Source organism: Nonomuraea sp. NPDC003754 (assembly GCF_053605785.1).
The window spans coordinates 88,549-103,998 of record NZ_JBSGJX010000006.1; the positions used below are offsets into that span (position 1 = coordinate 88,549).

Annotated in this window: 16 protein-coding genes; 12 read left to right on the forward strand and 4 right to left on the reverse strand. The window is 71.7% G+C overall.

Features of this window, described 5'->3' with window-relative positions; genetic code table 11:
- Positions 1-7 precede the first annotated feature (7 nt).
- Entirely contained in the window at positions 8-871 is an 864-nt protein-coding gene (locus ACWEVS_RS09855; RefSeq protein ID WP_452550864.1) for an ROK family protein, read from the reverse strand.
- Between the two features lie 34 nt (positions 872-905).
- On the opposite strand from ACWEVS_RS09855, the gene ACWEVS_RS09860 reads away from it, so the two are divergent.
- The 6 genes from ACWEVS_RS09860 to ACWEVS_RS09885 all read left to right on the forward strand — a co-directional run bounded on the left by ACWEVS_RS09860 (position 906) and on the right by ACWEVS_RS09885 (position 5,252).
- Complete coding sequence (locus ACWEVS_RS09860; protein WP_452550866.1) at positions 906-1,739, forward strand: hypothetical protein; 834 nt, start codon at positions 906-908, stop codon at positions 1,737-1,739.
- Between the two features lie 53 nt (positions 1,740-1,792).
- Positions 1,793-2,617, forward strand: a complete 825-nt coding sequence (locus ACWEVS_RS09865; protein WP_452550867.1) for a GNAT family N-acetyltransferase — start codon at positions 1,793-1,795, stop codon at positions 2,615-2,617.
- Between the two features lie 31 nt (positions 2,618-2,648).
- Positions 2,649-3,659, forward strand: a complete 1,011-nt coding sequence (locus ACWEVS_RS09870; protein WP_449927415.1) for a phosphotransferase family protein — start codon at positions 2,649-2,651, stop codon at positions 3,657-3,659.
- Between the two features lie 134 nt (positions 3,660-3,793).
- On the forward strand, positions 3,794-3,997 hold the full coding sequence (locus tag ACWEVS_RS09875) for a hypothetical protein (RefSeq protein ID WP_354907299.1): 204 nt from the start codon (positions 3,794-3,796) through the stop codon (positions 3,995-3,997).
- Between the two features lie 67 nt (positions 3,998-4,064).
- Entirely contained in the window at positions 4,065-4,895 is an 831-nt protein-coding gene (locus tag ACWEVS_RS09880; protein WP_354907300.1) for a helix-turn-helix domain-containing protein, read from the forward strand.
- A gap of 93 nt (positions 4,896-4,988) precedes the next feature.
- Positions 4,989-5,252, forward strand: coding sequence for a hypothetical protein (locus ACWEVS_RS09885; RefSeq protein ID WP_354907301.1), 264 nt, complete (start codon positions 4,989-4,991; stop codon positions 5,250-5,252).
- A gap of 55 nt (positions 5,253-5,307) precedes the next feature.
- Here ACWEVS_RS09885 and ACWEVS_RS09890 read toward each other — a convergent pair whose 3' ends face one another.
- A complete protein-coding gene (locus tag ACWEVS_RS09890) occupies positions 5,308-5,616 on the reverse strand; it encodes a DUF6355 family natural product biosynthesis protein (RefSeq protein WP_449927408.1) in 309 nt (102 codons plus the stop codon).
- Between the two features lie 147 nt (positions 5,617-5,763).
- Positions 5,764-7,272: an alpha/beta hydrolase gene (locus tag ACWEVS_RS09895; RefSeq protein WP_452550869.1), complete on the reverse strand. Its 1,509-nt coding sequence runs from the start codon at positions 7,270-7,272 to the stop codon at positions 5,764-5,766.
- A gap of 141 nt (positions 7,273-7,413) precedes the next feature.
- On the opposite strand from ACWEVS_RS09895, the gene ACWEVS_RS09900 reads away from it, so the two are divergent.
- From ACWEVS_RS09900 to ACWEVS_RS09910, 3 genes are all read left to right on the forward strand, one after another.
- Positions 7,414-8,703: a sensor histidine kinase gene (locus tag ACWEVS_RS09900; protein WP_452550871.1), complete on the forward strand. Its 1,290-nt coding sequence runs from the start codon at positions 7,414-7,416 to the stop codon at positions 8,701-8,703.
- A complete protein-coding gene (locus ACWEVS_RS09905) occupies positions 8,700-9,353 on the forward strand; it encodes a response regulator (protein WP_452550873.1) in 654 nt (217 codons plus the stop codon). Before ACWEVS_RS09900 ends, ACWEVS_RS09905 begins: the two co-directional genes overlap by 4 nt.
- A gap of 223 nt (positions 9,354-9,576) precedes the next feature.
- The gene (locus ACWEVS_RS09910; protein WP_452550875.1) at positions 9,577-11,811 is read left to right on the forward strand and encodes a M9 family metallopeptidase; all 2,235 of its coding nucleotides are present in this window, start codon (positions 9,577-9,579) and stop codon (positions 11,809-11,811) included.
- An 88-nt stretch (positions 11,812-11,899) separates the two neighbouring features.
- Here ACWEVS_RS09910 and ACWEVS_RS09915 read toward each other — a convergent pair whose 3' ends face one another.
- Positions 11,900-12,868 (reverse strand): LysR family transcriptional regulator, encoded by a 969-nt coding sequence (locus tag ACWEVS_RS09915; RefSeq protein ID WP_452550877.1) that lies wholly within the window; start codon positions 12,866-12,868, stop codon positions 11,900-11,902.
- 138 nt (positions 12,869-13,006) lie between these two features.
- Between ACWEVS_RS09915 and ACWEVS_RS09920 the strand changes: the two genes are divergently transcribed.
- From ACWEVS_RS09920 to ACWEVS_RS09930, 3 genes are all read left to right on the forward strand, one after another.
- Positions 13,007-14,530 (forward strand): MFS transporter, encoded by a 1,524-nt coding sequence (locus tag ACWEVS_RS09920; protein WP_452550879.1) that lies wholly within the window; start codon positions 13,007-13,009, stop codon positions 14,528-14,530.
- A gap of 121 nt (positions 14,531-14,651) precedes the next feature.
- A complete protein-coding gene (locus ACWEVS_RS09925; RefSeq protein ID WP_449927387.1) occupies positions 14,652-14,993 on the forward strand; it encodes an ArsR/SmtB family transcription factor in 342 nt (113 codons plus the stop codon).
- Positions 14,990-15,436 carry an SRPBCC family protein gene (locus tag ACWEVS_RS09930; RefSeq protein ID WP_449927384.1) on the forward strand — a complete coding sequence of 149 codons (447 nt, stop codon included), beginning with the start codon at positions 14,990-14,992 and terminating at the stop codon, positions 15,434-15,436. Before ACWEVS_RS09925 ends, ACWEVS_RS09930 begins: the two co-directional genes overlap by 4 nt.
- The last annotated feature ends 14 nt before the right edge of the window (positions 15,437-15,450 follow it).

Consider the following 15,450-nt stretch of genomic DNA (forward strand, 5'->3'; position numbering starts at 1 on the left):
GGCGGCGTCAGGTGGTGGCCCGGGCGGCGAGGAGGGCGGCGCCGAGCAGTCCGGCACGCGGGCCGAGCGCCGACACCTCCACGCGCGGCGGGTGCCGGAAGGCCAGGCGGCCGGCGAGGCCCGCGCGCAGCGGGGCGACCAGCGCCTCCCCCGCCTGCGCGAGCCCTCCCCCGATGACGATGATCGCCGGGTCCAGCAGCAGCGTGTAGGTGGCAAGGGCCAGGGCCAGGGCCGCCACGGCCTCCTGCCACACCTGGCGCGCCGCCGCGTCGGTGCGGGCGAGCACCGCCGCGGCCGAGGTCTCCCCGCAGCGGGCGGCGATCGCCGCTGCCGAAGCGTAGGCGGCCAGGCAGCCACGCTGCCCGCAGCCGCACGGCAGCCCGTCCGGATGGACCGGGATGTGACCGATCTGCCCCGCCCATCCGCTCGCTCCGCCGTACAGGGCTCCGTCGAGCGCCATCGCGCCCGCGATGCCTGTTCCGATGGGCAGGAACAGCACGTTCGGCTCGTCGCGGGCGGCGCCGTAGGCCAGCTCGGCCGCGCCGGCCGCGCGCACGTCATGGCCGAGCGTGACGGGCAGCGGCACGTCCGTGAAGGCGGCGGCGGGCACGTCGCGCCAGCCGAAGGCGGCCGAGAAGACCGCGTGCGTGGACGTGACCAGGCCCGGGACGGCCAGGCCCACGGCGGTGGGCCGCAGCCCGCCGCGCGGCGCGGCCAGGTCGGAGACGAAGGCGGAGATCGCGGCGATCACCGCTTCGGGCCCGTCGGCCCGCGGTGTCGGGCGGCTCTCGGCATGGAGGACGGTGCCGTCGCGGACGAGCCCGCCCTTCATCGTCGTCCCACCGACATCAACTGCTACAACACACTTCATTCGCATATCGTTACTCATTTGCTATAAAAACGATATGCGGTTCTGGATCGTGACGGCGTTCGGCATCGCGACGGTGGTGGCGTGCTGCGCCATCCAGGCCGGACACGGCCTCCTCACCGAGGAGCGGTGGACGGAGGCCGCACGCGCGGCGGTCATGCTCCTGGCCGGGGCGTGGACCGGAGCGCGGCGGGAGACCAGGACCATCGGCATGATCTTCATGTTCGGCGGCCTGCTGGGGCTGGTCGGGCTGGTGAGCGACCTGCCGGGGGTGCGCCTCGACTCCGGCCAGGACGTCGGCCTGGAGACCTGGCTGCACTTCTGGATCTGGCTGCCCCAGGTGATGGCGCCGCTGCTGCTGGTCACCTCCCTCTTCCCGGACGGTCGACCGGTCTGGCCGTGGCTGACCTGGCTCTCGGTGCTGGTCATCGGGTGCGCGTCGGCCTTCCTCGCCACCTACGACTGGCCGCGGGGCGACGGGGGGCAGGGCGGCAATCCGGTCTCGCTTCCGCCCGCGGTGGAGGCCGCGGCGTCGTTCGGCGCGCTGTTCCTGACCCCGGCCGCCGCCCTGCTGGTGCTGGCCTCGCTGGTGGTCAAACAGTGGGGGGACGACAGTCCCGCGGCGCTGTACCCGATCGCCGTGCTGCTGGCCGCCGTGCCGTTCGCGCTGTTGCAGGCGGTCGGCTGGTTCCCCGCCTTCCACGCCGCCGCCATCGCCGCGGGTAGCGCGGCCGTCGGCGCGGGGACCGGTGGGACGGCCAGGCCGACGGCGTGCCCCTCATGGCTGCCCGCATGGGTCAGGGCGAGGCGCGTCGTCTGGCGATACGAGCGGAACAACCACGACGGCCGGCGGCGTTCGGCCGGTCGATGAAGGGCGCACCGCCGACTTGTCACCGATCGCCGCCGTCCGCCAAGGTGAACCGCATGCAGATCCGCCGCCTCGACGAATCCGACCTCGACGCCTGCGCCGCCCTCGCCGTGAGCCGCGACTGGGGCCCCGAGCGGCACAAGTGGCGCTTCCTGCTGGAGGTCGGCGAGGCCTACGGCATCGACGCCCCCGACGGCGACGGCCTGGCCGCCACCAACATCGTCACCCTGTACGGCGACGGCCACGCCGTGATCAGCATGGTCCTCACCGCCACCAGGTACGCCAGGCAGGGTCTGGCCCGCGGGCTCATGGACCACGTGATGCGGCGGGCGAGCGGCAGGACGGTCTCGCTGCACGCGACCGAGAACGGCCGCCCCCTCTACGAGCAGGCCGGTTTCCGCACGGTCACCCCCGTCGTCACCCACCGGGGCCGCTTCACCGGTCAGGCGTCCGGCACCACCCGCGAGGTGAAGGACCCCGCCGACCTGGAGGCTGTCGTCGCCTTCGACGCCGGGCGCTTCGGCGCCGACCGCTCGGCGGTACTGCGCGCGATGCCGGTCTTCCACGAACGGGTCAGGGTGGCCGAGCGCGACGGCGAGCTGACCGGGTTCGGCGGCGTGTGGCGCAACGACGACACGCTCGTGGTCGGTCCGGTCGTGGCCGACGACCCCGCCACCGCACGCGAGCTCATCGCCGACCTGGTGGCGGGCGCCGAGCTGCCGGTGCGTCTCGATCTCGACGTGCGCCACCCGGAGCTGGTGGCATGGGCGGAGGCCAACGGCGTGGGCCACTTCTTCACCACCACCGCGATGGTCCACGGGGGCGATCTGCCGGGCGACTTCACGCGCCTGTTCACGCCGACGATGCAGGCGCTGGGTTGACCCGAAAACCAGAACATGGTTCGGTTCTGGGATGGCATCGAGCTCTTCGCACATCGACGTCAGCCTGATCGACTTCGACGCGCTCGGCACGTGGATGGACGCCGAGGGGCTGCCGGGCGGGCGCCTGGAGAACGTCCGGCCGGTCCAGGGCGGCACCCAGAACGTCATGGTGCGCTTCGAGCGCGGCGGCGTGCCGTACGTGCTGCGCAGGCCGCCGCAGCACGCGCGGGCGAAGAGCAACGAGGCGCTGCGCCGTGAGGCGCGGGTGCTGGCGGCGCTGCGCGGCACGGACGTGCCCGCGCCGCGACTGGTCGCCGCGCAGACGGCGCGCGAGCCGGTCTTCTACCTGATGGAGCCGGTCGACGGCGTCAACCCGACACTCGGCCTGCCCGAGCCCCACGCCTCCGATCCGGTGATCAGGCAGCGGATGGGGCTGGAGGCGGCGGTCGCGCTCGCCTCGCTCGGCAGGGTCTCCCCCGACGTGCTGCCCGGCTTCGGCCGGCCGGAGGGGTTCCTCGAACGGCAGGTGCCGCGCTGGATGGGCGAGCTCGACTCGTACGGCAGGCTGGACGGCTACCCCGGCCCGCGGATCCCCCGGCTGCGCGAGACGGCCGAGTGGCTGGAGCGCAACAGACCCGCGACGTTCACCCCGGGGATCATGCACGGCGACTACCACCTGGCCAACCTGATGTACTCCCGCGAGGGGCCGTGGGTGGCCGCGATCGTCGACTGGGAGATGTGCACGATCGGCGACCCCCTGCTCGACCTCGGCTGGCTGGTGGCCACCCTGCCGTCGGCGCGCGAGCAGGTGCCCGGACTGCCCGCGCCCGAGGAGCTGATCGCCTGCTACGCCGAGCTGTCCGAGCGGGATCTGTCGGCGGTCGACTGGTACGTGGTCATGGCCTGCTTCAAGCTCGGCATCGTCCTGGAGGGCACGCACGCGCGCGCCTGCGCGGGCAGGGCGCCCAAGGACATCGGCGACCTCCTGCATCAGACGGCGCTCGACCTGTTCGCCGGCGCGCAGAGCTGGATGTCGCGGTAGGCGTCCCGACCGGCCCGCGGAGAGGAGACCCACCGACCACCACTTAAGACCAAATACGGCGATTTTTCGGTCTAAACAGACATCCACCCCCTACAATTGCGCGCAATTGTCGAGCAGTTCGGGGAAGGATCATCATGCGCATGCGGTTCCTCGGATCCACGTCGGAGGGCGGCGCCTGCCCCACCCTCTACGAGACCGACCGCGGCACCATCGTCGTCCAGGGCCTGCAGGTCACCGATCCGGAGGCGCTGGCCGACCTCAGGGACGTCCTCGACGGCGAAGGGGCGGTGGAAGTGCCGCGCGAGCTGCTGGTCGACATCGCCCGCCGCGTGCTCTGACCGCTTGATCACGATTGCGAAACTGCCCCTGGTTCGACAGCCGAGCCCGGGGCTACTCTCTGTCGGCGTGACGACGTTCCAGCAGGCGCGCATCGACCTCGGGCTGCGATTGCGGCAATTACGCGAGACGGCCAAGCTGTCCGGCAAGGACCTGGCAGCCCGGCTGCAGTGGCAGGCCTCCAAGGTCTCGCGACTGGAGAACGCCCGCCAGACGGCCACCGAGGAGGACGTCCTGGCCTGGGCGGAGGCCGTCGGCGCGCCGGCCGACGGCATCGACGAACTGCTCGCGCTGGCCGTCTCCCTCGGCGTGCGCCAGGCCGACTGGGGCCAGCAGGACCGCGGCGGCATGGCCTCCATCCAGGAGGACATCCGCGAGATGGAGTCGAAGGCCACGGCGATGCGGGTCTTCGAGGGCGGCATCGTCCTGGGCCTGCTGCAGACCGCCGAGTACGCCCGCAACGTGCTGCTCCGCCTCAAGCACGCCTTCCAGACCAGCGAGGCGGTCGACGTCTCCGTCCGCGTGCGCATGCAGCGGCAGGAGATCCTCTACGATCCCTCGCGCACGTTCCGCTTCGTCATGACGGAGGGGGCGCTGCGCACCAGGATGGCCCCCGACCACGTGATGCGCGGCCAGTACGACCGGTTGCTCGCGGTCAGCACACTGCCCAACGTGCGGCTCGGCATCATCCCCTTCGAGCACGAGATGCCGTCGGCGCCGATCACCGGCTTCTGGATGTTCGACGACGAGATCGTGCTGGTGCCGACGCGCACCAAGGAGGTGCGGCTCACCGAGCTCCATGAGATCGGCTTCTACGGCCGCCTGTTCGAGGACTACTGCAAGGTGGCGGAGTTCGACGAGGCGGGCCGCGCGCTGATCATGCGCATCCTTAACGGATAAGTCAAACAATCCGCACATTTGTCGCGACAATTGCTTGCATTTCAGACCAAGATCGTGCAACTCTAGCGCCAGTTGATGCGGAGGTGATGCACGATGCTGGACACCATGCTGTGCCTCGAGGTATTCGCCAGGGCGGCCGGCACCCACGCCGACCTGCGCGTGCAGAGCCTCGCACTGGCCAGCGACCCGGCATTCGTCTCCGTGGTCAACCGCTTCTCGCTCACCCTGGCCGAGACCGTCACCTGCTCGCCCGAGGGCGCCTTCGTCACCTCCTGGGGCTACCGGCTCGGCACGGTCGACGACGTCGACAGCGCCGCGGCCCGCCTGGCCTACCTGCTGGCCGCCCTTCCCGCCTGACCCTCGGGCGGACGGCGCCTCGATCCGCCCGCCCTCGGCCACCGGCGAACGCCGGTCAGCTCACCCCGCGCGTGTCGCCGGGGTGGGAGCACAGCTGGCCGATGTACCACGCGCCGACCGCGTCCTTGTCGAGCTTGGTCCGGCCGGGACCCACGCAGCGCTCGTAGTCGCCGCGGAAGAGCCGGTCGACGCGGATCCACACGTTGGTGTCGGTCGCGCAGTGCTCGTAGGCCGGGTCGTCGGTGAGCGTCCTCGGTATGTAGCCGCACTGGGCGGCGGTCACCGTACCCGCCCAGACGGGGGTGAGGGGGGTGACGGCGAACGCCGCCGCGGCCGCGAGGGTGATGAGCGTCCTGAACGCCATGTCCTGCCTTCCGCCAGAGGATCATTGACTTACACACCGTAACGAGATGACTACAACTTGTAAACGGGGCTTCGTCTGCTGCCTCGCCGCGGTTCATGCCGGTCACGCACGGCCGCTGTCCGCCCGGCCGCACCTCCTCACCACCGCCTACCTGGCGGAATGCGGCTCGGAACAGGTCATGTCCTTGGCCGGGAACACCCCGTCGGCCAGATAGCGGTTGACCGTCTCGTCCACGCACGCGTTCCTGGGCGCGAAGAGCCCGCCGTACACCGTGTGGCGGAAGGCGCCGCGCACCGTGACCAGCCGGGAGCCGCTCAGCGCCCGATGGGTGACAAGCTGTCCCGTGTACGGGGCACCGGGATCGCCGGTGGCGCCGACCATCAGAACGGGCACGTCATTGGCGACCCTGACCGGCGGTTCGGCGGGCGCGGCAGGCCAGAACGAGCACGGCGTCAGGTTGCGGGTGAGCGCCCCGAAGACCGGCTCGTCACGGCGATGGGCCTGGATGTCGCGGTAGTACGTCTCAGGATCACGCGAGGCCGCCCGGTCGGCGCACATGATCGCGGTCTGCGCGCTCGCCGAACCGTCGGCGTCCGGCGCCGCCAGGCCGGCCAGCACCTGCTCCAGCACGGGTGTCGCAGTGACCTGGCGACCGCGCGCGGCCTGGCTCAGCACGCGGACGTCGGCGGCGAAGGCGCCGTAGGAGGCGTCGTCGTCCCCCGCGGTGACGGCGAACAGGATCAGCGGCAGCACCCGGGCGTCGGCCTGGTGCCGGCCGATCCGCAGTGGGGCGCGGTCGGCGGCCGTGACGATCTCGTCCACCGTGGCCAGGACGGCGGCCGTGGTGGCGCCCAGGTGATAGCGCCGGTCGTGGCGGGCCGCCCACGCCGCCCAGGCGCGCAGGGCCGCGTTGACGGCGGGCCCCTGCGTCCGGCTCAGGTCGGGCCCGAACAGGTCGGTGTCCACGGCGCTGTCGAGCACGAAGCGGTCCGCGCGCCTGGGGAACAGTTGCAGGTACACCGCGCCGAGGTAGGTGCCGTACGAGGAGCCGAGGTAGGAGATGCGCTCCTCGCCCAGCGCGGCCCTGATCGCGTCCATGTCCCTGGCCGTGTTGCGGGTGGAGGCGTACGGCAGCAGGTCCGCGTGGACGGCACAGCGCCCCGCCATCTGCCTGGCCAGCGCCGCTGCGTGCTCGAAGCCACGCCGGTCCGGACCGGCCGAGCCGACGGCCACGGTGCTCCAGCCGCAGTTCAGCGGGCTGCTACGGCCAACGAAGCGCGGATCCATCCCGATCAGGTCGTAGCGCGCCGCGACAGCGGGCGCCACCTGCCTGACCCGCAGCACCAGGGAGAGCGCGGGCACGCCCGGCCCGCCGGGGTTGTACAGCAGCGTGCCGCGCCTGCGCGCGGGATCGGTGGCCTTGAAGCGGGACATGGCGATCGTGATGGTCCGGCCGCCGGGACGGCGGTGGTCGAGCGGGACAGCGAGCTCACCGCACTGGGCGCCCGCCTCGTCGAGCTGCTTGCCGGCCTCGTCGTCCTGGCCGTTCTGGCAGCGGTGCCAGGTGATCTGCCGGACGTCCGCGTGGGCGGGCGGCGCCGCCGTCAGCGTCATCCCGGCCAGCAGGATCGCCAGGCCCATGTGTCTTGTGCGCATGCCACGACGCTAGATGCGGCGGCGATCACCGCACATCAGCCCGCGGTGGGGTCGTCCCGGCTCCCGAGCACCGGTGCTGACCTGGGAAAGTACGACTGCGGTATGACGCGGGCCGCTCCCCGCGGCCGCTAGGGTGCGACCATGAATCGGCCACTGCTGTTCGACGTGGCGGTGGCGGGCGCCGTCTTCCTCGCCGGAGCGGGTTTCAACGCCGCCGTCTACCGGGACCCGGCCGGGCCGCTGCTCCTGCACGTGGCGCTGGCGCTGCCGCTCGTTTGGCGGAGGCGGGCACCGGTGAGCGTGTTCTGCGCCGTCTGCACGGCGGCCTTCGCCCAGTGGCTGGCCGGTGTCCAGCTGGTGACGGACGTGGCGCTGCTGGTCGCCGTGTACACCGTGGCCGCGCGCTCCGCCTGGCGGCACACCCTGGCCGCGTGGCTGGTGCTGGAGGCCGGCGTCGTGCTGGCCTCGGTACGGTGGGCCGCGCCGTACGGCAGCTTCCTGCCCTCGGCGGTCTTCCTGACGGCCGTCGCCGCCGCCGTCACCATCGCCGGCGTGAATGCGCGGATCCGGGCAGAGCGCGCGGCGCGGCTGGCCCGCGAGCGCGTGGCCGACGAGCGCGCCCGCATCGCGCGTGAGATCCACGACGTCGTCACCCACAACCTGTCGGTCATGGTCGCGCTGGCCGACGCCGCCGCGTACGCGCAGGAAGGCGCGCCCGCCACGGCAGCGGCCGCCGTACGCCAGATCGCGGAGACCGGACGGCAGGCGCTGACCGACATGCGGCGCACGCTCGGCATCCTGCGCGCCGCCGAGGCCGGCCACGGAGGCGCGACGGGCCACGGAGGCGAGGCGGGGTACGCAGGCGAGGCGGGCTACGGAGGGGAGGCCGGCCGCAGAGGCGGGACCGGCGACGGAGGCGAGGCCGGCCGCGGAGGCGAGGAGGCGCCGCCCGCTGACCCGATGCCCGGCATCGCCCAGCTCGACCACCTGGCCGGGCAGATGCGCGCCGCCGGGCTGCCCACCCGGCTCGACCTGCGCGGCGACCCGGCTCTCGTCTCCCCTGGGGCCCAGCTGACCGTTTTCCGGCTGGTCCAGGAGGCGCTGACCAACACGCTCAAACACGCGCCGCCGGGCACGCGCGCCGAGGTGGTGGTGGACTGCTCGCCCACCTCCGTCACGGTGGAGGTCACCGACGACGGCCACACCGGCGGCCCCGCTCATGGCCGTGCCCCCAGCCGTGTCCCCAGCCGTGCTTCCGGCGCTGCTTCGGGCACTGCTTCCGGCCGTGCTCCCGTACGGGCGGCCGGCCACGGGATCATCGGCATGCGCGAGCGGGCCTGCGCCTACGGCGGGACGGTGGCGGCAGGGCCGCTGCCCGGCCGTGGCTGGCAGGTCCGCGCCACCCTCGACCTCGGCACGGCGGCGCCGTGACGATCCGCGTCCTGCTCGCCGACGACGAGCCGCTGCTGCGCATGGCCTTCACCATGGTCCTGGGCACGCAGGACGACATGGAGGTGATCGGCGAGGCCGCCGACGGCGCCGAGGCCGTACGGCTGGCGCGGCGGCTGCGGCCCGACGTCGTGCTGATGGACGTGCGCATGCCGGGCTGCGACGGCATCGAGGCCACCCGCCGGATCGCCGCCGACCGCCTGCCCGCCCGCGTCCTCATCCTGACCACCTTCGACCTCGACGAGTACGCCTTCGCCGGGCTGCGGGCCGGGGCGTCCGGATTCCTGCTCAAGAACGCCAGGCCGGAACAGTTGCTCGCTGCCATCCGCGAGGTCGCCGCCGGTGAGGCCGTGGTGTCGCCGCGCGTGACCCGCCGCCTGCTGGAGACGTTCGCCCACCGGCTGCCCACCGGTGCCGAAGCGACCCGGCAGGAACGGCTGCGGCTGCTGACCAGGCGCGAACGCGAGGTGCTCGCCGAAGTGGCGCGCGGCCTGTCCAACACCGAGATCGCCAGGGAGCTCCACGTCGCGGAGGCGACCGTGAAGACCCATCTGGGCCGGATCCTGCAGAAGCTCGAGCTGCGCGACAGGGTGCAGGCCGTCGTCTTCGCCTACCGGAGCGGTCTCAGCTGAGCCGCTCCGGTGGCGGCGGAGCGGTGGGGACGGGGCCAGGACGCCGGTCGGCCGCTGTGACCTGGCGGTATGAACGTTCATAAATTGACACTTGCCATGACATACCCAATGTGACATTTTACATATCACACCGTGAAGTTGGCCCGAACAGCACCCCTACGGACCAACCCCCAATCCCCCAGGAGCGGTGATGCGGATCGCCACCCCATTAGTCCTCGCTGCCTTGATCACGTTGACGGCGCAGAGCATGCCGGCCACCGCGATCGCGGCGACTCACACCCCCACCCCGGCCCGCGCCGTCGCGACGGCGGACCGAACGGACCCCCCGCCCGTACGTGACTTCGGCGGCGAACCTGACCATCGGCAGGCCAAGCCGCTGCCAGTCGACGAGCGGCCCCCGCTGCCCGCGTCCGGCGACGAGGCCCGCCGCGACTACGACGCCCCCCACACGCTGAAGACGGACAAGCGGCCGTCGCTGCGCAGGAAAGCCGCCGCCGAGTGCGTGATCTCGGAGTTCACCGGCAAGACCGGCGATGCGCTGGTGGCGGCGATCAAAGCGGCGGACACCAGGTGCGTCAACACCCTGTTCACCCTGACCGGCGGCGACGCGCGCGGCGCCTTCGCCGAGTCCCAGATGGTCTGGGTCGCCAACGCCTACCGCGCCAACGCCACCGGCTACCCCGGTGACAACAGCACGTCGACCGCGCAGCTCGTGCTCTACCTCCGTGCGGGCTACTTCGTGCAGTGGTACCACCCCGACGACGTCGGCCCCTACGGCGACGCGCTCAAGAACGCGATCAGACCCGCGCTCGAGGCGTTCTTCGCCAACAGCCACTCGGGCGACGTCACCGAAGCCAACGGTGAGACGCTCAGCGAGTCGATCGTCCTGATCGACAGCGCCCAGCAGAACGCCGCCTTCCTGCCGGTCGTGAAGCGCTTCCTCAAGGCCTACGACAGCTCCTACAACGAGCTGTGGTGGATGCGCAACGCGGTCAACTCGGTCTTCACCGTGCTGTTCCGCGGCCACCAGGTGCCGGAGTTCGTCACGGCCGTGCAGGCCGACACCAGCGTGCTGGACGCCCTGCACGACTTCGCCGCCGAGCACCTGGATCTGCTCGGCACGGAGTCCGCGTTCCTCACCGCGAACGCGGGCCGGGAACTCGGCCGCTTCCTCCAGCACGCCACGCTGCTGGACGCGGCCAAGCCGAAGGTGATCTCGCTGCTCGGGCAGACCTCGATCTCGGGGCCGACCGCGCGGCTGTGGGTGGGCCTGGCCGAGATGGCCGACGCCTACGACAAGGCCCACTGCGGCGACTACGGAGTCTGTGACCTGCAGAAGCGGGTGAAGGAAGCAGTGCTGCCGGTCGCCCACACCTGCGGCTCGTCGTTGCGCATCCTGGGTCAGGAGATCACCCCCGAACAGCTCGCCGGAGCCTGCACCAGCCTCCAGAGCCAGGACGCCTTCTTCCACAACCTCGTCAAGGACTCCGGGCCGGTCGCGGACGACAACAACACCAGCCTCGAGGTGGTCGTCTTCAACTCCTCCACCGACTACCAGACCTACGCCGGCGTGATCTACGGCATCGACACCAACAACGGCGGCATGTACCTCGAGGGCGACCCGGCCGCGGCAGGCAACCAGCCCAGGTTCATCGCCTACGAGGCCGAGTGGGCGCGTCCCGACTTCGAGATCTGGAACCTCAACCACGAGTACACCCACTACCTCGACGGCCGGTTCGACATGTTCGGCGACTTCGGCGAAGGCATGAAGACGCCGACGGTCTGGTGGGTCGAGGGGGTGGCGGAGTACGTCTCGTACTCCTACCGCGAGCTCGACAACGCCAACGCCGCCGCCGAGGCGGGCAAGCGCACCTACCGGCTGAGCACGCTGTTCGACACGGCGTACGGCGACGGCCAGACCCGCGTCTACCCGTGGGGCTACCTCGCGGTGCGCTACATGTTCGAGAAGAACCCGGCCGAGGTGACGACCTTGCTGGGGCACTACCGCAAGGGCGAGTGGGACACCGCCCGCACGTTCCTGAAGTCCCTGGACCACGACGCCGGTTTCGACGCCTGGCTCACCGAGTGCGCCGCGGGCGCCTGCGGCGGCGAGCAGGATCCGTCCACGCCCTGTAGCGCCCCCGACACCAGAGCCATGGGCCGTGACTGCACCCGCACCGACATCACGGCGGTCAAGGGCGACTACGCCTACTTCTACATCAGGATCCCCGAAGGGGTGACACAGCTCAAGATCACCGCGAGTGGCGGCAGCGGAAACGCCGACCTCTATTTCAACAAGAGCGCATGGGCCACGACCCAAGCCCACCAGAGCCGGTCCACGAACCCTGACAACAGCGAGACCCTGACGGTGACCGACCTCGCGCCGGGCACCGACAACTTCATCAGCCTGCACGGCGTGTCCGACTTCAGCGGCGTACGCCTCACGACCGAGTACTGACCTGTCCGCCAAGCGCCTCCCCGCGACGGGGAGGCGCTTGTGCGTGTCCCCCCGGGAGCTCCGCCGCCTCGCCTCCGTTTGATCGCGGTCAGTCCACCGCGCCGATGCGGAGCCGTCGGGAGGGACCCGGGTGGCCGGGCTCCTCGTCCGGCCCTTCCGGTCCGCTCTCGTGCCGGCACACCTCGAGCACGCAGGCGCGCAGCCACCGGTGCGCCGGGTCCGCGTCGAGCCGGACGTGCCACAGCAGCGACACCGTCACCTCGGGAGCCTGGAAGGGCAGCTCGAAGGAGTACATCCCGCGCCGCATGTTCGCGGTGTGACGCGCCGGGACCGTGGCGACCAGGTCCGAGGCCTTCGCCAGTGCCAGGGCGGCGCTGAAGCCGTCCACGACCGTCACGACCTGCCGGTGGCGGCCTGTCGGGCGAAGCGCCTCGTCCACGAGCCCCTCGGTCAGGCCACGCCGCGAGACGTGCACGTGCCGGGCGGAGGCGTACCGGGCCGTCGTGACCTTCCCGGTGCGCAGCGGGTGCTCGCTCCGCACCACCCCGATGAACCGGTCGGTGAACAGGGGCGTGGTCAGCACGTCCGGGGGCGGATCGTGTTCGACGACGCCCGTCTCCAGGTCGGCACCGCCGTCCCGCAAGGGACCGGTGTCCTTGCCGGTCTTCCGCACGAACCGCAGCCGCACGCCAGGAGCCTCGGTGCCGACCTTGGCCACCAACGCGGGTCCGAACCGCTCCACGAACCCGTCGCTGCTGCGCAACACGAAAGTCCGCTCCAGCGTCGCCAGTTCGAGCGTCCTGGCCGGCCGCAGCACCTCTTCGGCGTCCTGCACCAGCCCGCGCACCCGGTCACGCAGTTCCAGGGCGCGCGGCGTGGGCACCAGCCCGCGCCCGGCCCGCACGAGCAGCGGGTCACCGGTGGCTCTTCGCAACCGCGCGAGCGCGCGGCTCATGGCGGAAGGACTGAGCGCCAGCCGTTCTCCCGCTCGCGTCACGCTCCCCTCCTCGAGCAGGACGTCGAGGGTGACCAGGAGGTTCAGATCGGGCCGTGCCATGCGCACACGATCTCACAGGCCGCCCCATATATGGCGTTGCATGCACATATGACTTTCCATCTGTGCGCCTTCCGCCAGGCCCGATGTGGGGCCTACCGTCCATGACGACCCCCTCCCACTCCAGGAAGAGGCTTTGTCTTGAGACGATCGACACCCGCGGGCACCGAACCGCGGCGGACATCGCCGGCGCGCCGGCCACCACTGGGCTGGACGCTGGCCGCGCTGTCGCTGTCCATGCTCCTGCCCTCGCTGAGCACCAGCGTCGCCAACGTCGGCCTGCCGGCCATGGCCGCGGCTTTCGAGGCCGCCTTCAACGAGGTCCAGTGGGTCGTGATCGCCTATCTGCTGGCCGTCACGACCCTGATCGTGGGCGCCGGCCGGCTCGGCGACATCGCCGGCCGGCGCCGTCTCCTGCTCGGCGGCATCGCCGTGTTCACGCTCGCGACGCTGCTGTGCGGTCTGGCCCCGAACCTTCCCCTCCTGGTCGCCGCCCGGGCGCTCCAAGGAGCCGGCGCCGCGTGCATGATGGCGCTGACGATGGCCTTCGTCGGCGAGAGCGTGCCCAAGGAGCGCACCGGCAGCGTCATGGGGCTGCTGGGGACGATGTCGGCGGTCGGCACCGCGCTGGGGCCCTCCCTGGGTGGCGTCCTCATCGCGGTGTCCGGCTGGCGGGCGATCTTCCTCATCGGCGTGCCGCTGGGCCTTCTCGCGTTCGCGCTGACGCTGCGACTGCCGTCCGCACCTGCGACGAGCGCCGCGCGCGGGCGGTTCGACACCGCGGGTACGGCGTTGCTGGCCCTCACCCTGGGCGCCTACGCGCTGGCCATGACGATCGAACCCACGGCGTTCGGCCCGCCGGCCATCGGCTTGCTCGTCGTCTCCGGGGCGGCCCTCGGCCTGTTCGTCATCATCGAGCGCAGGGTCGCCTCCCCGCTGCTGACCCTCTCGATGTTCCGCGATCCCGTCCTGGCCACCGGCCTGACGACCAGCGCGCTGGTCTCGACCGTCATGATGACCACCCTCGTGGTCGGCCCCTTCCACCTGTCCCGGGCGCTCGGGCTGGACCCGGCGTCCGTGGGACTGGCGATGTCGGCCGGTCCGGCGGTCGCCGCCCTGGCCGGCGTCCCGGCGGGCCGCGCCACCGATCGCTTCGGGCCCGAGGCCATGGTGATCGTCGGGCTCGGCGGCGTCATCGGCGGCACGGCGGCGCTCTCCTTGATGCCCGTGGCCGCCGGTGTCCTCGGATACGTCCTGCCGCTGGGAACCGTCACCGCCGGCTACGCGCTGTTCCAGGCGGCCAACAACACCGCGGTCATGAAGGACGTCTCCCCGCACCAGCGGGGCCTGGTGTCGGGCATGGTGAACCTCTCCCGGAACCTGGGCCTCATCACCGGCGCGTCGGTCATGGGCGCGATCTTCGCCTTCGCCTCAGGGACGAGCGAGGTCACGACGGCGGCGTCGGCGAAGGTGGCCCGCGGGACTCACTGGACCTTCGCCGTCGCGGCCCTCCTCGTGGCCCTTGGCCTGGCCGTGGTCCTCGCGCTCCGGGCGCGTTCCCGGCGCTCGCCCGGCCGTTGGAGGACAGGCCCGTCATCCGGGCGTACGGGCAGCAGCGACCTCGCCGAACCTCCTTCTCCGCATCGCCGGTCACAGAAGACGTGACACGTAGGAAATTTCCTACCTATAGTGGGCGCATGCACATCACGAAGAGGGCCCGGACCGGGTTCACCCTCGCGACCGCGTCGCCGATCCCCGCGCCGCTCCCTCCGGCCGCCGACCTGCCGTGATCGCCGAACGGACGACCGAGGACCAGGTCTTCGCGGCCCTGTCCAGCCCCGTGCGCCGCGAGGTGCTGCGGCTGCTCAGGGAGGAGGGCCCGCGACCGGTGCAGGCGCTGGCCGGGCGCTTCGAGATGTCCCGGCCGAGCTTCTCCGAACACCTGCGGGTGCTGCGCGAGGCGGGACTGGTCACCGAGCGGAAGGCAGGGCGGCAACGGCTGTACCAGCTGGAGCCGGTTCCGCTGCTCGACGTGCAGGAGTGGCTCACGCCCTTCGAGAGGTTCTGGCGCGAGAAGCTGACCGGGCTGCGCGACCTGCTCGACCGGCTCGAGGACGAAGAGCCATGAGCGACGACGATCTCACCGCCCTCCACCTCGACCAGTTCCTGCCGCATCCCCCTGCCAAGGTGTGGCGGGCGCTGACCGAGCCGGACCTGCTGGCCCGGTGGCTGATGCCCGGCGACTTCCGGCTCGAGGTCGGCCACCGTTACGTCATGCGGGCCGTACCCATGCCTTCCACCGGGTTCTCGGGCACGGTCCTGGCCGAGGTGCTGGCCTTCGAGCCCGAGCGGATGCTCCGCCTGCGCTGGCGGGACGCCGATCCGGCCGACGACACCGACTGGACGATCACCTGGACGCTGGAGCCGGAGGGCACGGGCACCCGGCTCTTCCTGCGCCACGACGGTTTCGACCCGGACAACCCGCTCCAGCAGCGGGCCCGCAGGATCATGGGCGGCGGCTGGCGTTCGGCGGTCATCCGCGGCCTGGAAGACCTCCTCGACTCACTCTGAGCCGGGGCGCGCTC